The 18,582-nt window shown below is 62.8% G+C and carries 17 protein-coding genes; 10 read left to right on the forward strand and 7 right to left on the reverse strand.

Features of this window, described 5'->3' with window-relative positions; translation table 11 throughout:
- Both AC1Q80_RS24390 and AC1Q80_RS24395 read right to left on the reverse strand, forming a co-directional pair.
- Window positions 1-990: a WD40 repeat domain-containing protein gene (locus AC1Q80_RS24390; protein ID WP_492362109.1), complete on the reverse strand. Its 990-nt coding sequence runs from the start codon at window positions 988-990 to the stop codon at window positions 1-3.
- Window positions 991-1,099: 109 nt separating this feature from the next.
- Complete coding sequence (locus AC1Q80_RS24395; RefSeq protein WP_492362110.1) at window positions 1,100-2,206, reverse strand: CobW family GTP-binding protein; 1,107 nt, start codon at window positions 2,204-2,206, stop codon at window positions 1,100-1,102.
- A gap of 198 nt (window positions 2,207-2,404) precedes the next feature.
- On the opposite strand from AC1Q80_RS24395, the gene AC1Q80_RS24400 reads away from it, so the two are divergent.
- Window positions 2,405-3,496 (forward strand): glycosyltransferase family 4 protein, encoded by a 1,092-nt coding sequence (locus AC1Q80_RS24400; protein WP_492362111.1) that lies wholly within the window; start codon window positions 2,405-2,407, stop codon window positions 3,494-3,496.
- Between the two features lie 32 nt (window positions 3,497-3,528).
- Here AC1Q80_RS24400 and AC1Q80_RS24405 read toward each other — a convergent pair whose 3' ends face one another.
- From AC1Q80_RS24405 to AC1Q80_RS24415, 3 genes are all read right to left on the reverse strand, one after another.
- Window positions 3,529-4,407, reverse strand: coding sequence for a glycosyltransferase family 2 protein (locus AC1Q80_RS24405; protein ID WP_492362112.1), 879 nt, complete (start codon window positions 4,405-4,407; stop codon window positions 3,529-3,531).
- Window positions 4,408-4,494: 87 nt separating this feature from the next.
- The gene (locus tag AC1Q80_RS24410) at window positions 4,495-5,892 is read right to left on the reverse strand and encodes a polysaccharide biosynthesis protein (RefSeq protein WP_492362113.1); all 1,398 of its coding nucleotides are present in this window, start codon (window positions 5,890-5,892) and stop codon (window positions 4,495-4,497) included.
- Window positions 5,893-6,015: 123 nt separating this feature from the next.
- Window positions 6,016-6,807 (reverse strand): creatininase family protein, encoded by a 792-nt coding sequence (locus AC1Q80_RS24415; protein WP_492362114.1) that lies wholly within the window; start codon window positions 6,805-6,807, stop codon window positions 6,016-6,018.
- 113 nt (window positions 6,808-6,920) lie between these two features.
- Between AC1Q80_RS24415 and AC1Q80_RS24420 the strand changes: the two genes are divergently transcribed.
- The 3 genes from AC1Q80_RS24420 (at window position 6,921) to AC1Q80_RS24430 (ending at window position 9,529) form a co-directional block, all read left to right on the forward strand.
- On the forward strand, window positions 6,921-7,418 hold the full coding sequence (locus tag AC1Q80_RS24420; protein WP_492362115.1) for a MarR family winged helix-turn-helix transcriptional regulator: 498 nt from the start codon (window positions 6,921-6,923) through the stop codon (window positions 7,416-7,418).
- A gap of 93 nt (window positions 7,419-7,511) precedes the next feature.
- Window positions 7,512-8,534, forward strand: a complete 1,023-nt coding sequence (locus AC1Q80_RS24425; RefSeq protein WP_115419198.1) for a LacI family DNA-binding transcriptional regulator — start codon at window positions 7,512-7,514, stop codon at window positions 8,532-8,534.
- Between the two features lie 26 nt (window positions 8,535-8,560).
- Entirely contained in the window at window positions 8,561-9,529 is a 969-nt protein-coding gene (locus AC1Q80_RS24430) for a 2-hydroxyacid dehydrogenase (protein WP_492362116.1), read from the forward strand.
- 26 nt (window positions 9,530-9,555) lie between these two features.
- On the opposite strand, the gene AC1Q80_RS24435 is transcribed toward AC1Q80_RS24430, so the two are convergent.
- On the reverse strand, window positions 9,556-10,314 hold the full coding sequence (locus tag AC1Q80_RS24435; protein ID WP_173423693.1) for a gamma-glutamyl-gamma-aminobutyrate hydrolase family protein: 759 nt from the start codon (window positions 10,312-10,314) through the stop codon (window positions 9,556-9,558).
- Between the two features lie 419 nt (window positions 10,315-10,733).
- Between AC1Q80_RS24435 and AC1Q80_RS24440 the strand changes: the two genes are divergently transcribed.
- From AC1Q80_RS24440 to AC1Q80_RS24465, 6 genes are all read left to right on the forward strand, one after another.
- On the forward strand, window positions 10,734-13,043 hold the full coding sequence (locus AC1Q80_RS24440) for a putative bifunctional diguanylate cyclase/phosphodiesterase (RefSeq protein WP_492362117.1): 2,310 nt from the start codon (window positions 10,734-10,736) through the stop codon (window positions 13,041-13,043).
- Between the two features lie 279 nt (window positions 13,044-13,322).
- On the forward strand, window positions 13,323-14,045 hold the full coding sequence (locus AC1Q80_RS24445; protein WP_492362118.1) for an N-acyl amino acid synthase FeeM domain-containing protein: 723 nt from the start codon (window positions 13,323-13,325) through the stop codon (window positions 14,043-14,045).
- A gap of 248 nt (window positions 14,046-14,293) precedes the next feature.
- Entirely contained in the window at window positions 14,294-14,518 is a 225-nt protein-coding gene (locus tag AC1Q80_RS24450; RefSeq protein ID WP_173423690.1) for an aa3-type cytochrome c oxidase subunit IV, read from the forward strand.
- A gap of 340 nt (window positions 14,519-14,858) precedes the next feature.
- Window positions 14,859-16,007, forward strand: a complete 1,149-nt coding sequence (locus tag AC1Q80_RS24455; RefSeq protein ID WP_173423689.1) for a Re/Si-specific NAD(P)(+) transhydrogenase subunit alpha — start codon at window positions 14,859-14,861, stop codon at window positions 16,005-16,007.
- Window positions 16,007-16,426, forward strand: coding sequence for a proton-translocating transhydrogenase family protein (locus tag AC1Q80_RS24460; RefSeq protein WP_077500512.1), 420 nt, complete (start codon window positions 16,007-16,009; stop codon window positions 16,424-16,426). The genes AC1Q80_RS24455 and AC1Q80_RS24460 overlap by 1 nt, the downstream gene beginning before the upstream one ends.
- Window positions 16,427-16,435: 9 nt before the next feature.
- Window positions 16,436-17,836: an NAD(P)(+) transhydrogenase (Re/Si-specific) subunit beta gene (locus AC1Q80_RS24465; RefSeq protein WP_173423687.1), complete on the forward strand. Its 1,401-nt coding sequence runs from the start codon at window positions 16,436-16,438 to the stop codon at window positions 17,834-17,836.
- Between the two features lie 231 nt (window positions 17,837-18,067).
- Here the strand turns inward: AC1Q80_RS24465 and AC1Q80_RS24470 are convergent, their stop codons facing one another.
- Entirely contained in the window at window positions 18,068-18,544 is a 477-nt protein-coding gene (locus AC1Q80_RS24470; protein ID WP_173423686.1) for a DUF992 domain-containing protein, read from the reverse strand.
- Between the last annotated feature and the right edge of the window lie 38 nt (window positions 18,545-18,582).

Here is an 18,582-nt window from a genome sequence, read left to right on the forward strand (position 1 = left end):
TTACCCGGCGATATCGACGACGCCGCAGTCGCCCTCGGCCGACCCGAACACGAGCTGGCGCCCGTCCTTGCTCCAGGCCATGGCCGTGACCGCACCCTTGCCGGGGCGGCGCAGCAGCACTTCCTTGCTGTCGGCAAAACGGGCCGCGAGAATCATGCCGTCCTGATAGCCGATGGCGACGATGTCTTCGGCCGGATGACAGGCAACGGCCGTCACCATGATGTCGGCGCGGGTGCCGAGTTCAAGCGGCGCCTTGCCCATCGGCCCGTCCTTGCCCTGGAAGGGCCAGACGATGGCGGCCGGCGCGCCCGAGGAGGCGAGCCACTTGCCCTTGGCGGACCAGGAGAGCGACTTCACCTTGGCGGGGTATCCGGTCATGCGCATGTGCCGCGCCTCGGCGCCGGGCTTGGCGTCGAGCTTCCAGCCATGCAGGGCATTTTCCTGCATGGTGGTGACGAGGAACCGGCCGTCGGGAGAGAAGGTGACGCCGGTATGGGCGCCCTTCCAGTCGAGGTCGATCGGCTGGCCGGAGGTGCCGACCCAGTGCATCGACACGCCGTTGTAGCGGGCGGCGGCAACGCGCAGGCCTTTCGGGGCGAAGGCGAGACCCTCGACCGTGCGGTCCTCGGCAAATTCCTTGGTGGTACCGTCGGCGAGCCGCACATGGGTGGTCTTGCCATAGGCATAGCCGACCGCGCCTTGAGGCCCGGCGGCGACTTGAGCGATCCACTTGCGCGGTGCTTCGGCAACCAGCGTCGTCGTGCCGTCGGCGGCCGTGCGCATCACCTTGCCGTCCTCGCCGCCGGTCAGGAGCGTCTCGTTCGCCTCGTCGACAACCAGCGACAGCAGGCCCTCATGGACTTCCGTCGTCTTGTGGCCAAGGTCGAGACGGTGGATTGCGCCGGTGGCTTCGGCAAAGAAAGGTATTCCCTTGAGAAAGGCCACGCCAACGACGTGGCCTTCAAGATCGAGCGGAGCGACTGTCGGCATCAGATTGTCATGGTCCCCTGGTTCGGCATGCGGTTAGAGCGTGGTGCCGAAGAATGCCGACATCACGCTCTCATTGTTTGATCCTGGAGCCGCATCGCGGCCTTGGAAATCAGGCGGAAGCTTCGCAGGCCTTGAATGTGCGCTCCAGCTTTTCGCGGTCGAGGTCGCGGCCGATGAAGACCAGCCGGCTTTCGCGCTTTTCGCCGTCCTTCCACGCACGCTGATGATCGCCCTCGATGATCATGTGCACGCCCTGAACGACATAGCGCTCGGCGTCGCCGGCAAAGGCGATGATGCCCTTCAGCCGCAGGATGTTCGGGCCATCCGTCTGGGTGATCTTCTGGATCCAGGGGAAGAACCGGTCGGGGTTCATCTCGCCGCCGCGCAGCGAGATCGACTGCACGGTCACATCATGGATCGGCGACGGAGCGTGATCATGGTGGTGATGATCGTGATCATGATGATCATGGTCGTGATGATGATGGTCATGATCGTGGTGATGGTGGTGATCATGGCCGCAATCCGGACCGCAGGTGTGATCGTGTTCGTGATCGTCCTGGTCGAGGAAGTGCGGGTCGTTTTCCAGCGCCCTCTCGAGGTTGAATGCGCCCTGGTCGAGAACCTTGGTGAGGTCGATGTCGGAGCGCTGCGTCCTGTAGATGCGGGCAGACGGATTGATGACGCGCACGGTCGCCTCGATCCGCTCGAGTTCCTCGGGGCTGACGAGATCGGTCTTGTTCAAAAGCACGACGTCGGCAAAGGCGATCTGGTCTTCTGCCTCGCGGCTATCCTTCAACCGGAGCGGCAGGTGCTTGGCATCGACCAGGGCGACGACGGCATCAAGCTCGGTCTTGGCGCGCACGTCGTCGTCCATGAAGAAGGTCTGGGCGACCGGGACCGGGTCGGCAAGGCCGGTGGTCTCGACGATGATCGCATCGAAGCGGCCGGGGCGGCGCATCAGGCCTTCCACCACGCGGATCAGGTCGCCGCGCACGGTGCAGCAGACGCAGCCGTTGTTCATCTCGTAGATTTCCTCGTCGGATTCCACGATCAGGTCGTTGTCGATGCCGATTTCGCCGAATTCGTTGACGATGACGGCGTATTTGCGTCCGTGGTTCTCGCTGAGGATGCGGTTCAACAGCGTCGTCTTGCCGGCGCCGAGATATCCGGTGAGCACGGTGACGGGAATCGGCTTCTGCGGGGATGTTTCGGTCATGGGAACCTCTGGGATCTCGGGATGCGGGGAGCGGGCATCCATGTCGCGTTTCATATAGGAGATGCGGCGGCGATGCGCAAATGGCCAAGCCCATTTTGGCCGCCCATTTGATGCCACCAAGGCGGGCGAACCGGGCAGCGATAACGCTCCTTTCATCAAAATCAGGGAGAGTCCGCGTCCTATCGAAAGGGCGCGTGCGTGAAGACGATTTCCATCAACGGCCGGTTCCTGATGCAGCCGCTCACCGGCGTGCAGCGCTTTGCCCGTGAGATCACCCGCGCGCTCGATGCCCGTATCGCGGCTGGCGACGTGCCGGCGACATTGAAGGATGCGCGCTGGCGGTTGCTGGCGCCGGCGTCGGCGCCGGATGATCTGCCGCTGTCGGCGATTTCGATCGAGCGCTTCGGCTCAGGCCCCGGCCACCTCTGGGAGCAGGGGCCGCTCTATTGGCGGGCGCGGCGCGACACGCTGGTTGGGCTTGGCGGCAGCGGGCCGGTGCTGCATTCCGACCAGGTGGTGGTGATCCACGACGTCACGCTCTTTCGCCACCCGGCTTCGTTCGGGCGCGGCTATCGGCTCTTCCATGGGGCGCTCGGCTACGTCCTGACACGCCGCGCGAAGATCGGCACGGTTTCCTATTTTTCACGCGGCGAGCTGGCGGATGTCTTTCGCGTTCCCGCTGACGGCATCGACGTGATCTACAACGCCACTGATCACTTTTCCGACCTTGAGCCGGACCGGGAAATCGTTGCGAAGCTGGGACTTTCCGATACCCCATTCTTCCTTCTGGTAGGCACCCTGAAGCCCAACAAGAACGTCGAGTTTGCGGTGCGTGCCTTCGAGGCTCTTGGCGCGGCGGGCGGCAAGCTGGTCGTGGTCGGCGGCACCGATCCGAGCGTTTTTCGCGATGCCGCCCCGACGTCGCGCGGCAACCTGATCTTCCCGGGGCGACTGACGGACGCCGAGATCGCCGGGTTGCAGCGTCAGGCAATCGCCTTCCTGTTTCCGAGCCTCTATGAAGGCTTCGGCATTCCGCCGCTCGAGGCGATGACGCAAGGGTGCCCGGTGCTTGCCGCCGACATCCCGCCGGTCCGGGAAGCCTGCGGCGAGGCGGCGCTCTACTTCGATCCGATAAAGCCGGAAACGCTGGTCGAGGCGATGCGGACGATATCCGCCGACGGCGGCCTTCGGGAGCGGTTTGCGCGCGCCGGGCATGACAATGCCGAGCGGTTTTCATGGAACGGAAGTGCGGTCGTTCTGCTCAATCTGCTGGCCGCAGGACGAGACTGACCCGCTTTCCTGGCCGGAGATAGAACGTGCAATCAGAGTTCAAGCACGCGCAAGGGGTCTAGCTTGCCGCGCAGGAGATCGGCGAAGGCAATGAGATTTCCCTTGAGCCGACCCCGCCGGTCGACAAGGGATTGAGGCTTCAGGCTGCCGATCGTGTTGGCTGCGACATTGCTGCCCATGAGATGGAGGGTCCACCTCAGGCCGACACTCCCCTTGCGGAAGAGGTAGAGGGGGTTGGCGACCTGAGAGTAGCCGAAGCGCAGGCCCGAGGTGCGGCCGCGTTTGTTGCCGAGGTGCACGCCACGCAATTCGCCGCTTCGAACGATGCGGCCGTGGCGCGCGAGACGGCGGCAGAAATCGACATCCTCCTGCCAGCCGTAAAGCGGCAGCCTTTCGTCGAAGCGTGTCGCGTCGGCTTCTATAGCCGACACTCGGAACACCATGTTGCAGCCATAGGCGTTGTAGACAGGTTCGAGTGTCGCCTGGCGCGCTGCCGTCTGATCGTGCGCGAGGATGTCCAACCCTGCCTTGACCGGGATGCCCGGGCCATGAATGCCGTCGGCCAAGACCAGGCCTGTCGCCACGGCAATGTCGGGCTGTTTCTCGAAAAGGTCCTCGACTTTAGCCAGAAAATCATGCCGGGGCAGGAAGTCGTCATCGAAAAACGCGACAACGTCGGCGGTTCCTATCCGGTCGAGAATGGCGTTGCGCTGCGCACAGGAACCTTTTCTGCCGGTGACCAGGGTGACGTCGGGAACGAGCGTGCGGACAAGGTCGAGATCGACATCGTCAGGCGAAGCGGGGCAGACGAGGATCGCATCCGGTTTGCGATCCTGCCGGGTCAGGTGCAGAAGCGTTTCGGATAGCACCTCGCGGCGACCCGCCGTGGCTATTCCGACAATGATCTTCATGGTGTTCGTCGCCTTTTGCTTTGCTCTGATCTAAACCGAAAGAGGTTCAATTTTCCTTATCGCGCCCGGGTCGTTTCACGCCCGAGTTCAAGCGGCGTTTGCAGTGCGCATGCCAATCCGTAGCCGATCGAGCGCCAGCAGGCAGCAGGCTCCGCCAACGATGATCCCGGCTGCGGTGGCAAGGTAGGCGGACTGGTACGACAGGACGAAGGCGACAACCGTGACGCCGAGGCCCGCGGCGCCGAGCAGGACCGGCGGCCAGGTGAAATCGAAGGGCAAGGTCGCCATCAGCCGCAGGCCGATCAACGCTGCGATGAATGCGCCGAGTGCGCTGCCCGCCATCATGGTGGCGTCGGTCGGCGCCAGCAGGTAGCCGCCGGCAAGGGCGCCCAGGTTGAGAAGCGCGCAGTCGAGGGCGGCGAGCGTGAAGATCGCGGTCAGGCGCTGTTTCAGGTGCAGCGGTGTCGGCAGCATGATCTGGGTCAGGACGCGAACGAGCGAAAGCAGGATGACGAACGGGGCCGTCGCGAGGAAGCCGGCTTGCAGGTCCGGGGTGATCACCAGCCACGTCGCCGGCGTGAGCACCGCAAAGATGCCGGCAGCCATCATCAGCGCGAAACTCGTCAACAGCGCATAGTATTGCCCGAGCTGGCGGCGAAGCGCCGGTGTCTCTCCACCCTTATCGTGCGCGGCGACGATCTCGGGGTACTGGATCGCCTGCAGGGCGGAGACGATCAGCACAAAGGGCCGCTGCAAAAGATCAAGTGCGAGCAGCGCACCGGCCGCACCGCTTGCGCCCAGGACCGCGGTGAGGATCGCCTTCAGCGCAAGGGGCGCAAACATCGAGGCAGTGGCGGCGCCCGCCGAAACGCTGCCATAGACGAGGTGCTTTTTCACGCGGCCCATATCGAGCGGGGTGGTCGGTCGTGAGCCAGACCTGCGCGACAGCAGTGCGGCGAGCAGCGCGTAGAGCGCGTAGCCGGCAAGCAGGCCCGTGACCGTGGACAGGAAGGTTGGCGACACCAGGGCGCCGAGCAATGTTCCCGCCGCCAGGATTGTGGCGCGAGATCCCTGCAGCACGGAGAAGGCGCGAAAATCCTGGCGGAAGCGCAGCATGGTCAGGTGCAGGTCGCTGCCGCCTTGGGCAATGGCGACCAGACCGCCGACCAGCGCGACCAACGGTGTGACGCCGAAGGCGAGCGAGATGGCCGCAGCGACAAGGCAGAAAAGTGCGCAGGCGGCTGCTTCCGCGACGATCGTTCGCCGTTCCGCCGCTTCGCTATCGGCCGTCTGGCCGGGGTAAAACCGCATGCAGGAATAGCGCACCCATTCGAAGGCGGCGATGGCGCCGAACTGGCTGAGCGAGATGAACAGCGAATAGGCGGCATAATCGACCGGGGCCAGCCAATGGGCGACGATGATCAGCAGGCCGAAGGCGATCAGGGCCTGATAGAAATAGGCGCCGAGCGCGATGATCTTCGCCATGGGGGTCCGGCTTTGCGCCGCCTGTCGTCGGTTGCTGCTGTTGATGCTGATAGCGCAAAAGCACAAACAAAGTGTTTGCCGTCGCGTGCTGCCTGGTCGCACAGGCGAATTCGGCCATGTCGCTCAGGCGAATTCGGCGATGTCGAAATCGGCGACATCGGTCAAAAGCTCGATCACGCCCTTGACCGCATGAGCGAGCAATTGCTCGCCGCGCGCGGCGGTTGCCGCGGATGCGTTGCCGGCCACACCCTCGCGGTTGAGATCGGACATTTTCCAGCCGAAGGCATGCGGGCCATAGGCGCGCAGATGCCTGAAGCGCCTGGCATAATCGCTCTGGCGCGAGGGGAAGGCCCCGGCCTTTTCCATCGTCACTTTTTCCGGGTGCAGCGCCAGCATCACCGAAGTCTCGATATCGCCGCCGTGAATGTCGATGGCCTTGTCATCGGGTGTGATCCAGCCGTCCGGCTGGCCGAAGCGGGTCCAGCTGGTCGCCACCGCCAGCATGCCGAAACGCACGCGCGCCTCGGTCGCAACGATGGTCATCAGGGGCGAATTGCCGCCATGGGCGTTCAGCATCAGGAACTTGCGGATGCCGAGAGCGTGCAGGTTTTCGGCAATGCCGAGCCAGCGGCGCACGGCCTCGTCGTAACCGAGCGATCGCGTGCCGGCGACATCCATATGCTCGATCGAATAGCCGACCGGTTCTGTCGGCAGGAAGGTCGCGGGCAGGGTCTCGGGCAGGGCGGCGATCGAGCGTTCGACGATCCCGTCGGCAATCAGCGTGTCCGTGTCGAAGGGCAGGTGCGGGCCATGCTGCTCATGGGCGCCGAGCGGCAGCACGGCGATCCAGTCGCGGCGAGCCCGTTGCGGAAGAGCGGGCGAATTGTCCTGCCATCGGGCCCTGGGCATCGACATTTCTCTTCGATCCTTCACGTCAATTGTCGTAGAAATGTTATTTGAGTCATACAGTTCGTAATCGCAAGCTGTATTGCTATAAATGTCTGAGACGGGATTCGGCAGGAGGTCCAATGGGCAAGAAGAACAAGGCCGAAAAGAAGGGCAAGAACGGCAAGAAGAAGGACGAGCTTCTCGCCGAACCGCATGATCTCGCCTCGATCCTTGTCCAGGCGGCACGTTCCATGCGGACCGTCCTGTCGCGCAACCTGCTCGAAAGCGGCCTTTACGCCGGCCAGGACGGCGTCATGCTGGCGCTTGCCGAAACGGACGGGCTGACGGCAGGCGGGCTTGCGGCCAAGCTCGGAGTCAAGGCGCCGACGATGACACGCACCATCGGCCGCATGGAGGCACAGGGCTTTCTCGAGCGCCGGGCTGACGACGACGATGCACGGCTGACCAAGGTCTACCTCACCGAGCCCGGGCGCAACCGGCTGCAGACGATTGCCGAGGCCGGCCAGCATTCCGAAAACCTCGCGACACGGGGGCTGACAGACAAGCAGGTGCGCACGTTGATGAAGCTTTTGCGGGCCGTCGACAGCAATCTGCAGGCCGCGCGGGCCGCCGACTGAGCCTCGTTTCACGGCGTATTGCGGCGGCGATTTAAACAGTTTAAATAGGATTTAAATTTGAGGGTAGGCAACTAGGCTTAAGCAGGGGGCATCGTGGCGCAAAAGGTCAAGCTTTCGACGATCGCGGAAACACTCGGTCTTTCGACAGCAACGGTATCTCTGGCATTGCGTGACAGTCCCCTGGTGGCGACCCTCACACGCGACAAGATCAAGGAGCAGGCCCGCGCGCTCGGCTATATCTACAACCGCCGCGCCGCCAGCCTCAGGACCTCGCGTTCCGGCATTATCGGCGTAGTGGTGCATGACATCATGAACCCGTTCTACGGGGAAATCCTGAAGGCGATCGAAGCGGAGCTTGACCGCGACAAGCAGACCTTCATCCTTTCCAACCATTACGACTCCGTCGACAAGCAGCGCGATTTCATCGAGACGCTGCTGCAGCTTGGCGGCGACGGCGTCATCATGTCGCCGGCCATCGGCACCCCGCCGGAGGATATCCAGCTTGCCGAGGACAATGGCATGCCGGCGATCCTGATCGCCCGCTCGATCGAGGGGCTGGATGTTCCGATCTTCCGCGGTGACGACGCCTATGGCATTTCGCTGGCGACCAACCACCTGATCGGCCTTGGGCACCGCTGTATCGCCATGGTCGGCGGCACCGACCAGACCTCGACCGGTCGCGACCGCTATCAGGGCTACGTCAATGCGCTGCGCAAGGCCAATATCGAGGTTGATCCGGAGCTGCGCATTCCCGGGCCCCGCTCCAAGCAGGGCGGCTTCGAAGCGGCCGTGCATCTCCTGTCGCTACCGCAGAAGCCGACCGCGGTCGTTTGCTGGAACGATCTGGTCGCAATCGGCATGATGAACGGCATCGCGCGTGCGGGGCTTGTTCCCGGCGTCGATATCTCGGTCACCGGCTATGACGATCTTGAGGAGGCGTCGATTGCGACGCCTGCGCTGACCACCGTGTGGAACGGCCAGGCCGATGTCGGCCGCAGCGCGGCCCGCGCCCTTCTCGACAAGTTGTCCGGCAGCCACGAGCCGGATGGCATCCACCTGATCAAGCCGGAAATGCGTATCCGCCAGTCGACCGGCCCGTTGCGCGTCCCCGCCTGAAGAAATCCCAAAGACCAGGAGTGCCCATGTCCGCGAGCCTTCCCCGCATCCTCGTGCCCGGAAAAATCAACGAGCGGGTGCTGCAGCGGCTGCCCGAGATGTTTGACGTCGTGCGGCTGGAGCGTCCGGATGCCGGTCTCGTCACGGCCGATCTGGCCGATATCAAGGGCATCGCCGTTTCCGGGCGCGTTCCTGCCGGCCTGATGGATGCGCTGCCCGGGCTCGAAATCGTCGCCAATTTCGGCGTCGGTTATGACGGGGTCGACGTAAAACACGCTGCCGCCAAGGGCATTGCCGTTACCAACACGCCAGATGTGCTCAGCGAAGAGGTCGCCGACACCGCTGTCGGCCTGCTGATCAACACGCTGCGCCTTCTGCCGCAGGCGGAAGAATGGCTGCGTCAGGGGCGCTGGGTGCGGGAAGGTGCATTCCCGCTGTCGCCCTTGTCGCTGCGCGGCCGCACGGTCGGGCTCTACGGCCTCGGGCGCATCGGACTTGCGATTGCCAAGCGGCTCGAAGCCTTCGGTGTGACGGTCGCCTACCATACGCGCACGCAGCGCGAGGGCCTTGGCTACGCCTATCACCCGACACTCGTAGGCCTTTCTCAGGTCGTCGATACGCTTGTCGTCATCGTTCCCGGCACCGAGGCGACGCGAAAGACGGTGAATGCCGAAGTGCTTTCGGCCCTCGGAAAGAATGGCGTTCTGATCAATGTCGGGCGCGGCTCGACCGTGGACGAGGCAGCGCTGATCGAAGCTCTAGAGAAAGGTGTGATCGCCGGGGCGGGGCTAGACGTTTTCGACAACGAACCGCATGTGCCGGATGCGCTGCTGGCGCTGCCGAATGTTTCGCTGTTGCCGCATGTGGCATCGGCTTCGGTCGTCACCCGCAACGCCATGGCGGATCTGGTGGTCGACAACCTCAAGGCCTGGTTTTCGACCGGAAAGCCATTGACGCCGGTGCCGGAAACGCCTTTCGAGCGACGTACCCGTTAGGCCGTTGAGCGTGCTTTCGCGTGCCGTCAGGCCGCCATGCGTCTTGCGGCATAGGCGCGTACCGCATCGCCGAAAGCCCTGAACAGGCTCGCCGACGGCGCGTCCGTGCGCACCCAGTATTCCGGATGCCATTGTACCCCGACGGCGAAGGCCTTGGCGCCAATCACCGAGACCGCCTCGATCGTGCCGTCATCGGCAACGGCTTCGACGGCCAGGCGCGGCGCCGTGGCGCCGATGGCCTGGCGATGCAGGGAATTGACGCGCACGCGGCCGGCACCCAGCACGGGCGCAAGACAGCTGCCTTCCTTGACGACCACGTCCTGGCGGATGCCGTAGGCGACATCCAGTTCGGAGACGTCGGGCTTGCGGTGGTCCCAGACGCCGGGCTGCTCCTGGATTTCCGTTGCAAGCGTGCCGCCAAGCGCGACGTTGAGCTCCTGGATGCCGCGGCAGATGGCAAACAGCGGTACGCCGCGCTCGAGCGCGCGACGGATCAAGGGCAGGCTCGTGGCATCGCGGCCGGGATCGAAGGGGCCGTCGGTGTCCTTTGCCTCGCGGCCATAGAGCGAGGGATGAACGTTGGAGCGGGCGCCGCTTGCCAGGACGCCGTCGACACGATCGAGGATCCCGTCGATATCGTTGCCGGTCTCGAGCGCCGGAATGAGGAAGGGCATGACGCCGGCGCCTTCAACGGCGGCGCGCACATATTGATTGGCAACGACATGCCAGACATTGCCGTCGAATTCGCGGAAATCGCAGGGGATGGCAACGACAGGTTTCGACATCATCAGGCTCCGTATCTCGCTAATCAAAGCCTTGCCGCCAGATATGGCCGAAAGTCAACTGGGAAGGTGCATGATCCGGTGGTGACGTGATCCGGTGCCTGGCCCGCGGTCAGCCAGCAGGAATCGATATCTTTTCTTCAGCTTTGGGTAACCACATCCGGAGTGAATCGGTGGATATGATGTTTGCCAAGCAGAATTGCCTTAAATACAATGTCAGAAAGTATAACGCGGTTTTGTCTATGCATGGTTGTGGACTCATCTATCATTTGTTGGTTTTCGCAATACTAGGTTGAGTTCTGGAAAAACTCTCGCTGGGCGCTGTTAAAATGTTGCAATACAAGGCGCCGAGCCGGTGTCTTCACGAAATCTTTCGTTAAACCATCGTCTCTAAAAATCCGGAAAACCGGAGCTATGGGTTCATGACGCGCAATGAACGGGGCGCTCTACCGACGGATGTCTATCTGTCGTCTGTGAGCTCGCTCTACGAACATCGCAGGACTCTGTTGATCGGCATGCTGTCGCATGTCGTGACTTTCGCGCTCGTCTATCTCAAGACCTCCGATCCGCTCTATCTCGTCTGCACTGCAGCCATCGTCGTGCTCTGGGTCTTGCGCAACCTCGACATGGCGCGCTTCGATCAGCAGGATTTCTCCAACGCCGACCGGGCGACGGTTCGGAAATGGGAGAACCGCTACATTCTCGGCGGTGTCGGCGTGACGCTCACCTGCGGCATTGCCTGCGGCTACGCGATTGCAGTCAGCCAGGATTCCTTCTCGGAGCTCGCCTGCATCTCGGTCACGCTCGCCTCGATGATCTCGCTCGTCGGGCGAAACTACGGTTCCGAACGCGCGGTGCTGCTTCTGTCCTCGTCCGCCTGCCTGCCGATCGTGATCGGGCTGATCACGCTGCAGGATCCCTTCATGATGATCCTCGCGGTTCTGATCCTGCCCTTCATCTTCTCGACCTGGATGATGGCCAACAACGTGCGCGCGTTTCTCTACGAAAACGTGCTGGCCGCCCGCGAGATCGCCACGATTGCTGGCCAGTTCGATGCCGCGCTCAACAACATGACGCACGGGCTGCTGATGCTCGACCGCGACAACCGGATCGTCGTTGCCAACGAACGTGCCTGTGCGTTGCTGATGCTCGGCGACAAGGCAGACCTCAGGGATCGGTTGCTGGACGACGTCGTGCGTCGCGGTGTGCGCCGCATGTCGCTCAGCGTCGAAGAGACGCGCGCGATCTCGCGGCAGCTCGACCTGCTGATCAAGGGCAAGAAGACCCAGGTCTTGGTGCCGGTCACCAATGACCTGTTTCTCGAGTTTTCGGCAGGCCGGCACGAAAACGGCGAGGTCGTGCTGATTTTCGAGGATGTGACCGCGCGCGTGCAGGCCGACAGGCAGATCCTTCAGATGGTTCGCTTCGACACGCTGACCGGTCTGCCGAGCCGCGACTACTTTGCCGAACTTGCCCACAGCGCCGTGGCGCTCGAAGGAAAGGGCGACGTCGACGTCGGCCTGATGGTGCTTGACGTCGCCGAGTTCAAGCATGTCAACGATATGCGCGGCCACATCGTCGGCGACCGGTTGCTGCAGGCGATTGCCGGGCGGTTGAAGACATTGGTTGGCAATACGGCGATCGCCGCCCGACTGATGGGCGACGAGTTCGTTGTCTTCTTCCCCAACAGGATGCATTCGCCGGATCTCGAAGATGAGATGCGGGCGGTCCATGCCGGGTTGCGCGGCGCCTATCTGGCTGGTGGCTTCACCTTCAACATGACGATGAGCGCCGGCGTCGTTCTGGTGCCGAGTAGTGCCTTTCGGCTGGAAGAGCTGCAGATCAAGGCCGACCTGGCGCTGTCGGAAGCCAAGGCGCGCAACAAGGGTGGTTGCACCGTATTCGAAGACGAGATGGACGCGCGTTATCTCGACCGGCAGAAGCTGAAGAGCGATCTGCGCGACGCCATCAATGCCGGTGCGTTGACGCTTTCCTACCAGCCGATGTTCACGCCGAACGGCGCACGCCTCGAATGCTGCGAGGCTTTGGCGCGCTGGACACATCCCGAGCGCGGGCCCGTGCCGCCGAACGTCTTCATCCAGCTTGCCGAGGAGCTGGGCCTCGTCACGGAGATCACGCGCTTTGCGCTGGAGCAGGCTTGCCGAGACTGCATGAGCTGGCCGAGCCACGTTTCCGTTTCGGTCAACCTTTCCGTGCTCGATCTGCGCAGCAATGACATCGTCACCGTGGTGGCAGACGCGCTTCAGGCGACCGGCCTCGATGCCTCGCGTCTGCATCTTGAGGTCACGGAAAGCTGCCTGATGGATGAGCCGGCGAAAGTGCAGGCCATTCTCGGCGAGCTGCGCGACAGCGGCATAACCATCGCCATCGACGATTTCGGCACCGGCTACTCCAGCCTCAGCTACCTCGACGTGCTGCCGGTCAACATCATCAAGATCGATCGGTCGTTTGTGCGCAACATTCGTGAGGATTCGCGCCGCTTCAAGCTTCTGCGCGGCACGGCCAACCTTGGTCGTGCTCTGGGCCTGAAGATCGTCGTCGAAGGCGTCGAGACGGCGGATCAGCTGCAGCTGATCAACGACTACCAATGCGCCGATCTGATACAGGGTTTTCTGTTCGCAGCACCCATGCCCGCCTCCGCCATCGAGGCATTCTGCACGAATGGTGTCCAGAAACCGGTCGCCACGCCGACGAGCAAGCGCATCGCCTGACAGGCGCGCTGAGCGCTTTCGTCCTGTCCTTTTCCCTCTCTCTCGTTCCAGGCCTTGAGCCGCCGCCTGCGCAGCGTCACGCAGCCACTATCGCAACGTTTGGTTAACCACAAAAATTAACGAAATATTAAGGTTAACAATAAGTTAAAGGCAAGATGTGCCATTTTGTTGTTGCTGCCCGGCCGCCCGTCAATAGGTTAACGATTTGTTAACTATGAGGGTCGGGAAATGGGTGAAGGTCTTCACCGGGCGGAGTCTGGGAGTTTTTCTGAGAAGCTGATGCTTCTTCTCGATCGCGTCGAATATCGGCGGGTCGAGACAGGCGAGGACATGGAGGATATCGCCCGGCTTCGCTACAAGGCCTACAAGGCCGTCAACCTGATGGAGCTGACGGGTTCGACCCTGATCGACGATCTCGATTTCGACGGCCATGCCTATGTCTTCGGTATCTATCTCGACGAGAATCTTGTCAGTACGGTGCGTGTCCATCACGTCACGCCGCAGCACAGGGCCAGCACTTCGGGACTGATCTTCGCGCCCGAAATCGATGTGTTTCTCGATGCCGGCATGGTGCTGGTCGATCCCGGCCGGTTGGCGGTCGATCCTGACGTCACCGGCGACGAGATGCGGGCGCTTCCCTACCTGACGCTCAGGCCGGTGGCGATGGCGTGCGAATACTTCAGCGCCGACCGATGCCTGACCGCTTGCCGGCCAAGGCATGCGGCATTCTACAAGCGCATCTTCGCTTCCGAGACGGTTGTGGCCAAGCGCGAGAACCTCGGTGTCTATAACGCCGATGGCGCGCTATTGGTCGCGCAAGTGCGGGGGCAGCGGCCTTCGATCCTCGACCGCTACCCGATCTTCGATTCCGAGCCGTTCGAGCGACGCCTGATGTTCGCGGACCGCCAGGAGGTGCCGTTCGCGCCGCTGACGATCCTGCCGACGGCGCGCATCGCGCAGAACGGGTCCGGCCGGTCCTACCGCACATCCGTGTTCCGGTAGCGCCCGTCGTCTAAAAGCGCGGGGCAATTTGCCATTTCTCGGGCGCGTGACGCGCTTTCGAGACGCACGCGGCATATCGTCCCAGGCGACCGGGCACAGCGACGGGTTTTCGTTGCGCGTGGCCCCGGCATTGTGTATGGGCAGCTAATGGACGTCTGCGCGTTTTTCCGTAGAAGTCGTTTGCGGATCAAGGTTGAAGGGCGGCGAGGGCCAAGGGTCGCGCCGCAGCATTCTGGGAGAATTGTACGATGGCTAAGCATCATTCTGGACCCGTCGAAATGGGCGCTCCAATGGATTATGCGGAACACGAGAAGACCTACAACTTCTTCCTCAGTGCAACGAAATACGGCACGATGTTCTGCGTCGCTCTGCTGATCGCCATGGCGGCAGGTTTCTTCACCGCCATGGGCTTCTTCAGCGCGCTGGTGCTGTTCATCCTTCTCAACGTCGCCGGTTTCTTCTTCCTTCGTTAATCGGCTTTTCTGACAAGACTTGCCACGGACGGGCCGGGGAGGCCCGCCCTTGGCTGCCGGTCCGGATGTCCGGATTGAAGCCGCACGGCATCGACTGGGAGCGTCGATTGCCTTGCTCAAGGCTCATGAGTGTTTGCAGCGCCTTGACGTGTTCGTTTACGAGAACGCGCGGCGCTTTATCCTCACCGCGTGAGGGGAGTGGAGGGCAGGCCTGGCCTGTCTCCAGGGGAATGTGTGCTTTGCACATGGGAGGGCGCCTGCTCGCACGAGCGGCCGCCTTGCAGTCGGACAGGATGCCCGCATTCCAGCCTTGGCTCGTTTGCGGCCAGGGAGGGGACTTGTGAGCGAAATTGTCTTTGTTGCCAAGGAAACGGATCCGAACGAGGGTCGCGTTGCGGCATCTCCGGATAGCGTGAAGAAACTGAAGGGGCTCGGATTCGACGTGGTTGTCGAGGCCGGCGCCGGGTTTTTGTCGCGCGTCCCGGATGCGGAATATGAGAAGGTTGGTGCCCGGATCGGCAAAATCGCCGATGCGAAGACGGCTGATGTCGTCCTCAGGGTGCGCCGGCCGAACAGCGCCGAAATCGCCGGCTACAAATCCGGCGCCATCGTCATCGCCATCATGGATCCCTATGGCAACGAGGATGCGGTCGCCGAAATGGCCAAGGCCGGCCTTTCCGCCTTTGCGATGGAACTGATGCCCCGCATCACCCGCGCACAGTCGATGGACGTGCTGTCGAGCCAGGCAAACCTTGCCGGATACCAGGCGGTGATCGACGCGGCCTACGAATATGACCGGGCGCTACCGATGATGATGACGGCAGCCGGCACGGTTCCGGCGGCCAAGGTCTTCGTCATGGGTGCCGGCGTTGCCGGCCTGCAGGCGATCGCGACCGCCCGCCGCCTCGGCGCCGTGGTTTCGGCGACCGACGTGCGTCCCGCCGCCAAGGAGCAGGTGGCCTCGCTCGGCGCCAAGTTCATCGCCGTGGAGGACGAGGAGTTCAAGGCGGCAGAAACTGCCGGTGGCTACGCCAAGGAAATGTCGAAAGAGTATCAGGCGAAACAGGCAGCCCTTGTTGCCGAGCACATCGCCAAGCAGGACATCGTCATCACCACGGCGCTGATCCCGGGTCGGCCGGCACCTCGCCTCGTCACACGCGAGATGCTTAAAAGCATGAAGCCCGGTTCGGTTGCGGTCGACCTCGCCGTCGAGCGCGGCGGCAACGTCGAGGGTGCCGAGGCCGGCAAGGTTGCCGATGTCGAAGGCGTCAAGGTCGTCGGCCATCTCAACGTGCCCGGCCGGATCGCCGCATCGGCTTCCGGTCTCTACGCCAAGAACCTCGTGACCTTCCTCGAGACCATGGTCTCCAAGGAAACCAAGGCGTTGGCACTCAACATGGAGGACGAGCTCGTCAAGGCGACGGCGCTTACCCATGGTGGCGCCATCGTCAATGCGAATTTCGAGCCGAAGAAGAAGGGGGATCTTTGATGGCCAACGAAGCATTGGAAAAAGCGCTCGATGCGCTCGACAAGGCAGTGGCTGCCGTCCAGCAGGCGGCTCTGAACCTGCCCGAAACGGCGGAAGCAGCCGGCGCGCTCGCGCACGGCGCCACCGGCGGCGCGATCGATCCGTTCGTCTTCCGTCTGGCGATCTTCGTCCTGTCGATCTTCGTCGGCTATTACGTCGTCTGGTCGGTGACACCGGCTCTGCACACGCCGTTGATGGCGGTCACCAACGCGATCTCCTCGGTCATCGTCGTCGGCGCACTGCTCGCCGTCGGCATCTCGGCCTCGGGGCTTGCGACCGGTTTCGGTTTCATCGCGCTCGTGCTCGCCTCGGTGAACATCTTTGGCGGCTTCCTGGTCACCCAGCGCATGCTCGCCATGTACAAGAAAAAAGACAAGTGAGGCCGGCCGATGAACGCTAATTTCGCAGCCTTCCTCTATCTCGTCTCCGGCGTGCTTTTCATCATGGCACTGCGCGGTCTGTCGCACCCGGCTACCAGCCGCAAGGGCAACACCTACGGCATGGTCGGCATGGGCATTGCCATCGTCACCACGCTGCTTCTGGCAAAGCCCACCTTCGGCGGTTTCCTGCTGATCGTGCTCGGCCTTGCGATTGGTGGCGGCGCTGGTGCTGTGATCGCGCGGCGCATTGCCATGACGTCGATGCCGCAGCTTGTTGCCGCCTTCCACTCGCTCGTGGGTCTCGCAGCAGTCATGGTCGCGGCCGCGGCGATGTACGCGCCCGAAAGCTTCGGCATCGGCACCGTCGGCGACATTCATGCCCAGGCGCTGGTCGAAATGTCGCTCGGCGTTGCCATCGGCGCGATCACCTTTACCGGTTCGATCATCGCCTTCCTCAAGCTCGACGGACGCATGTCCGGCAAGCCGATCCTGCTCACCGGCCGTCACTTCGTCAACGCCGGCCTGGCGATCGCGCTTGTCGTGCTGGTGATCATGCTGGTCTTCACCCAGAGCACGACGGTGTTCTGGCTGATCGTTCTCCTGTCGCTGGCGCTTGGTGTCCTGATCATCGTCCCGATCGGCGGCGCCGACATGCCGGTGGTCGTCTCGATGCTCAACTCCTATTCCGGTTGGGCAGCGGCCGGCATCGGCTTCACGCTCGGCAACCTGGCGCTGATCATCACCGGCGCGCTCGTCGGCTCATCCGGTGCGATCCTGTCCTACATCATGTGCAAGGGCATGAACCGCTCGTTCATCTCGGTCATTCTCGGTGGCTTTGGCGGCGAGACGGCGACAGCTGCCGTCGACGACGGCGTCCAGCGCACCGTCAAGCAGGGGGCCGCCGACGATGCGGCCTTCCTGATGGCCAATGCCTCCAAGGTGATCATTGTCCCGGGCTATGGCATGGCCGTTGCCCAGGCGCAGCATGCGCTGCGCGAACTCGGCGACCAGCTGAAGGCCGCAGGCGTCGATGTGAAATACGCGATCCATCCGGTCGCCGGCCGTATGCCAGGTCACATGAACGTGCTGCTCGCAGAAGCAAACGTGCCCTATGACGAAGTGTTCGAGCTTGAAGACATCAACTCGGAATTCGCCCAGGCGGATGTCGCCTATGTCATCGGCGCGAACGACGTCACCAACCCGGCGGCGCGTGACGACCCATCGTCGCCGATCTACGGCATGCCGATCCTCGACGTCGACAAGGCCAAGACCTGCCTGTTCGTCAAGCGCTCGCTCGGATCCGGCTATGCCGGCATCGACAACACGCTGTTCTACAAGGATGGCACCATGATGCTGCTCGGCGACGCCAAGAAGGTGACGGAAGACATCGTCAAGGCGCTGCACGCCTGATCGGCCGTCACTGAACGTTGGAATAGAAAACGCCCGCCATATGGCGGGCGTTTTCGTCTGTTGCGTCGAACCGCCGGCAAAGCAGGCATGCAGGTCCCAAATTCCACAGAGCCTTTCGCGTCATATCTGACGTGCGGCGCTATAGGGGAGGGATCGGCCTTACCGGCAGCTCGACGCCTGTCGGCGAGGATCATCTCGCCGACATTTCCTGTGCGCCTCCTGTGCGCCTTGTCAGCTCGCAGGCGCAAGCGTCAGCTCGTCGACGCCGATTGCAATGTTCAGTCCTTCCTGGACCTGCACGTTGACGGGTTGCAGCATGAAGGCCTTGTTGGTGCCGCCGCCGATGACCTTGGCGCCGCCGCCAACGGCAACGCTCGCATCGGCGCCGATACCGTAGTATTCGCCGGCAAGTGCGTATTCGCTCACCGGCGTGCCGGTCTTGGCCAGGACATCCCAGACCATGGTGCTCTTGCCCGTCTTGCCGATGTCGATGCCGATCTTGCGAATGGTGCCGGCATAACTTGCCGCCGGCGCGCCATTGGCCGGTTTGAAGGTGCAAAGCAGGTTCTTTGTCGAGGTAAGGATCATGCCTGTACCTCCGTCCGAACCGCAGACGAGGCGGCCAAGTGCGACATAATTCTGCGCTGCGGACGGCCCGGCGCAAAGGGCTGCCAGGGCCAGTGTCGCGATGAAGGTCTTCTTGATCATGGCTCAGTCTCCGTTTTTCATTCCCTGAGCAAACGGAT

It is taken from the genome of Ensifer sp. GW823-FHT05D09 (assembly GCF_058795755.1).

What these genes read in the sequence shown, in the direction of transcription:
- AC1Q80_RS24410 (WP_492362113.1), bottom strand. Translation starts at nt 5,892, where the DNA reads ATGGCGAAGATCATCGCGCTCGGCGCCTATTTCTATCAGGCCCTGATC.
- AC1Q80_RS24440 (WP_492362117.1), top strand. Translation starts at nt 10,734, where the DNA reads ATGACGCGCAATGAACGGGGCGCTCTACCGACGGATGTCTATCTGTCG.
- AC1Q80_RS24445 (WP_492362118.1), top strand. Translation starts at nt 13,323, where the DNA reads ATGCTTCTTCTCGATCGCGTCGAATATCGGCGGGTCGAGACAGGCGAG.
- AC1Q80_RS24395 (WP_492362110.1), bottom strand. Translation starts at nt 2,206, where the DNA reads ATGACCGAAACATCCCCGCAGAAGCCGATTCCCGTCACCGTGCTCACC.
- AC1Q80_RS24435 (WP_173423693.1), bottom strand. Translation starts at nt 10,314, where the DNA reads ATGTCGAAACCTGTCGTTGCCATCCCCTGCGATTTCCGCGAATTCGAC.
- AC1Q80_RS24420 (WP_492362115.1), top strand. Translation starts at nt 6,921, where the DNA reads ATGGGCAAGAAGAACAAGGCCGAAAAGAAGGGCAAGAACGGCAAGAAG.
- AC1Q80_RS24460 (WP_077500512.1), top strand. Translation starts at nt 16,007, where the DNA reads ATGGCCAACGAAGCATTGGAAAAAGCGCTCGATGCGCTCGACAAGGCA.
- AC1Q80_RS24450 (WP_173423690.1), top strand. Translation starts at nt 14,294, where the DNA reads ATGGCTAAGCATCATTCTGGACCCGTCGAAATGGGCGCTCCAATGGAT.
- AC1Q80_RS24405 (WP_492362112.1), bottom strand. Translation starts at nt 4,407, where the DNA reads ATGAAGATCATTGTCGGAATAGCCACGGCGGGTCGCCGCGAGGTGCTA.
- AC1Q80_RS24390 (WP_492362109.1), bottom strand. Translation starts at nt 990, where the DNA reads ATGCCGACAGTCGCTCCGCTCGATCTTGAAGGCCACGTCGTTGGCGTG.
- AC1Q80_RS24465 (WP_173423687.1), top strand. Translation starts at nt 16,436, where the DNA reads ATGAACGCTAATTTCGCAGCCTTCCTCTATCTCGTCTCCGGCGTGCTT.
- AC1Q80_RS24415 (WP_492362114.1), bottom strand. Translation starts at nt 6,807, where the DNA reads ATGTCGATGCCCAGGGCCCGATGGCAGGACAATTCGCCCGCTCTTCCG.
- AC1Q80_RS24430 (WP_492362116.1), top strand. Translation starts at nt 8,561, where the DNA reads ATGTCCGCGAGCCTTCCCCGCATCCTCGTGCCCGGAAAAATCAACGAG.
- AC1Q80_RS24470 (WP_173423686.1), bottom strand. Translation starts at nt 18,544, where the DNA reads ATGATCAAGAAGACCTTCATCGCGACACTGGCCCTGGCAGCCCTTTGC.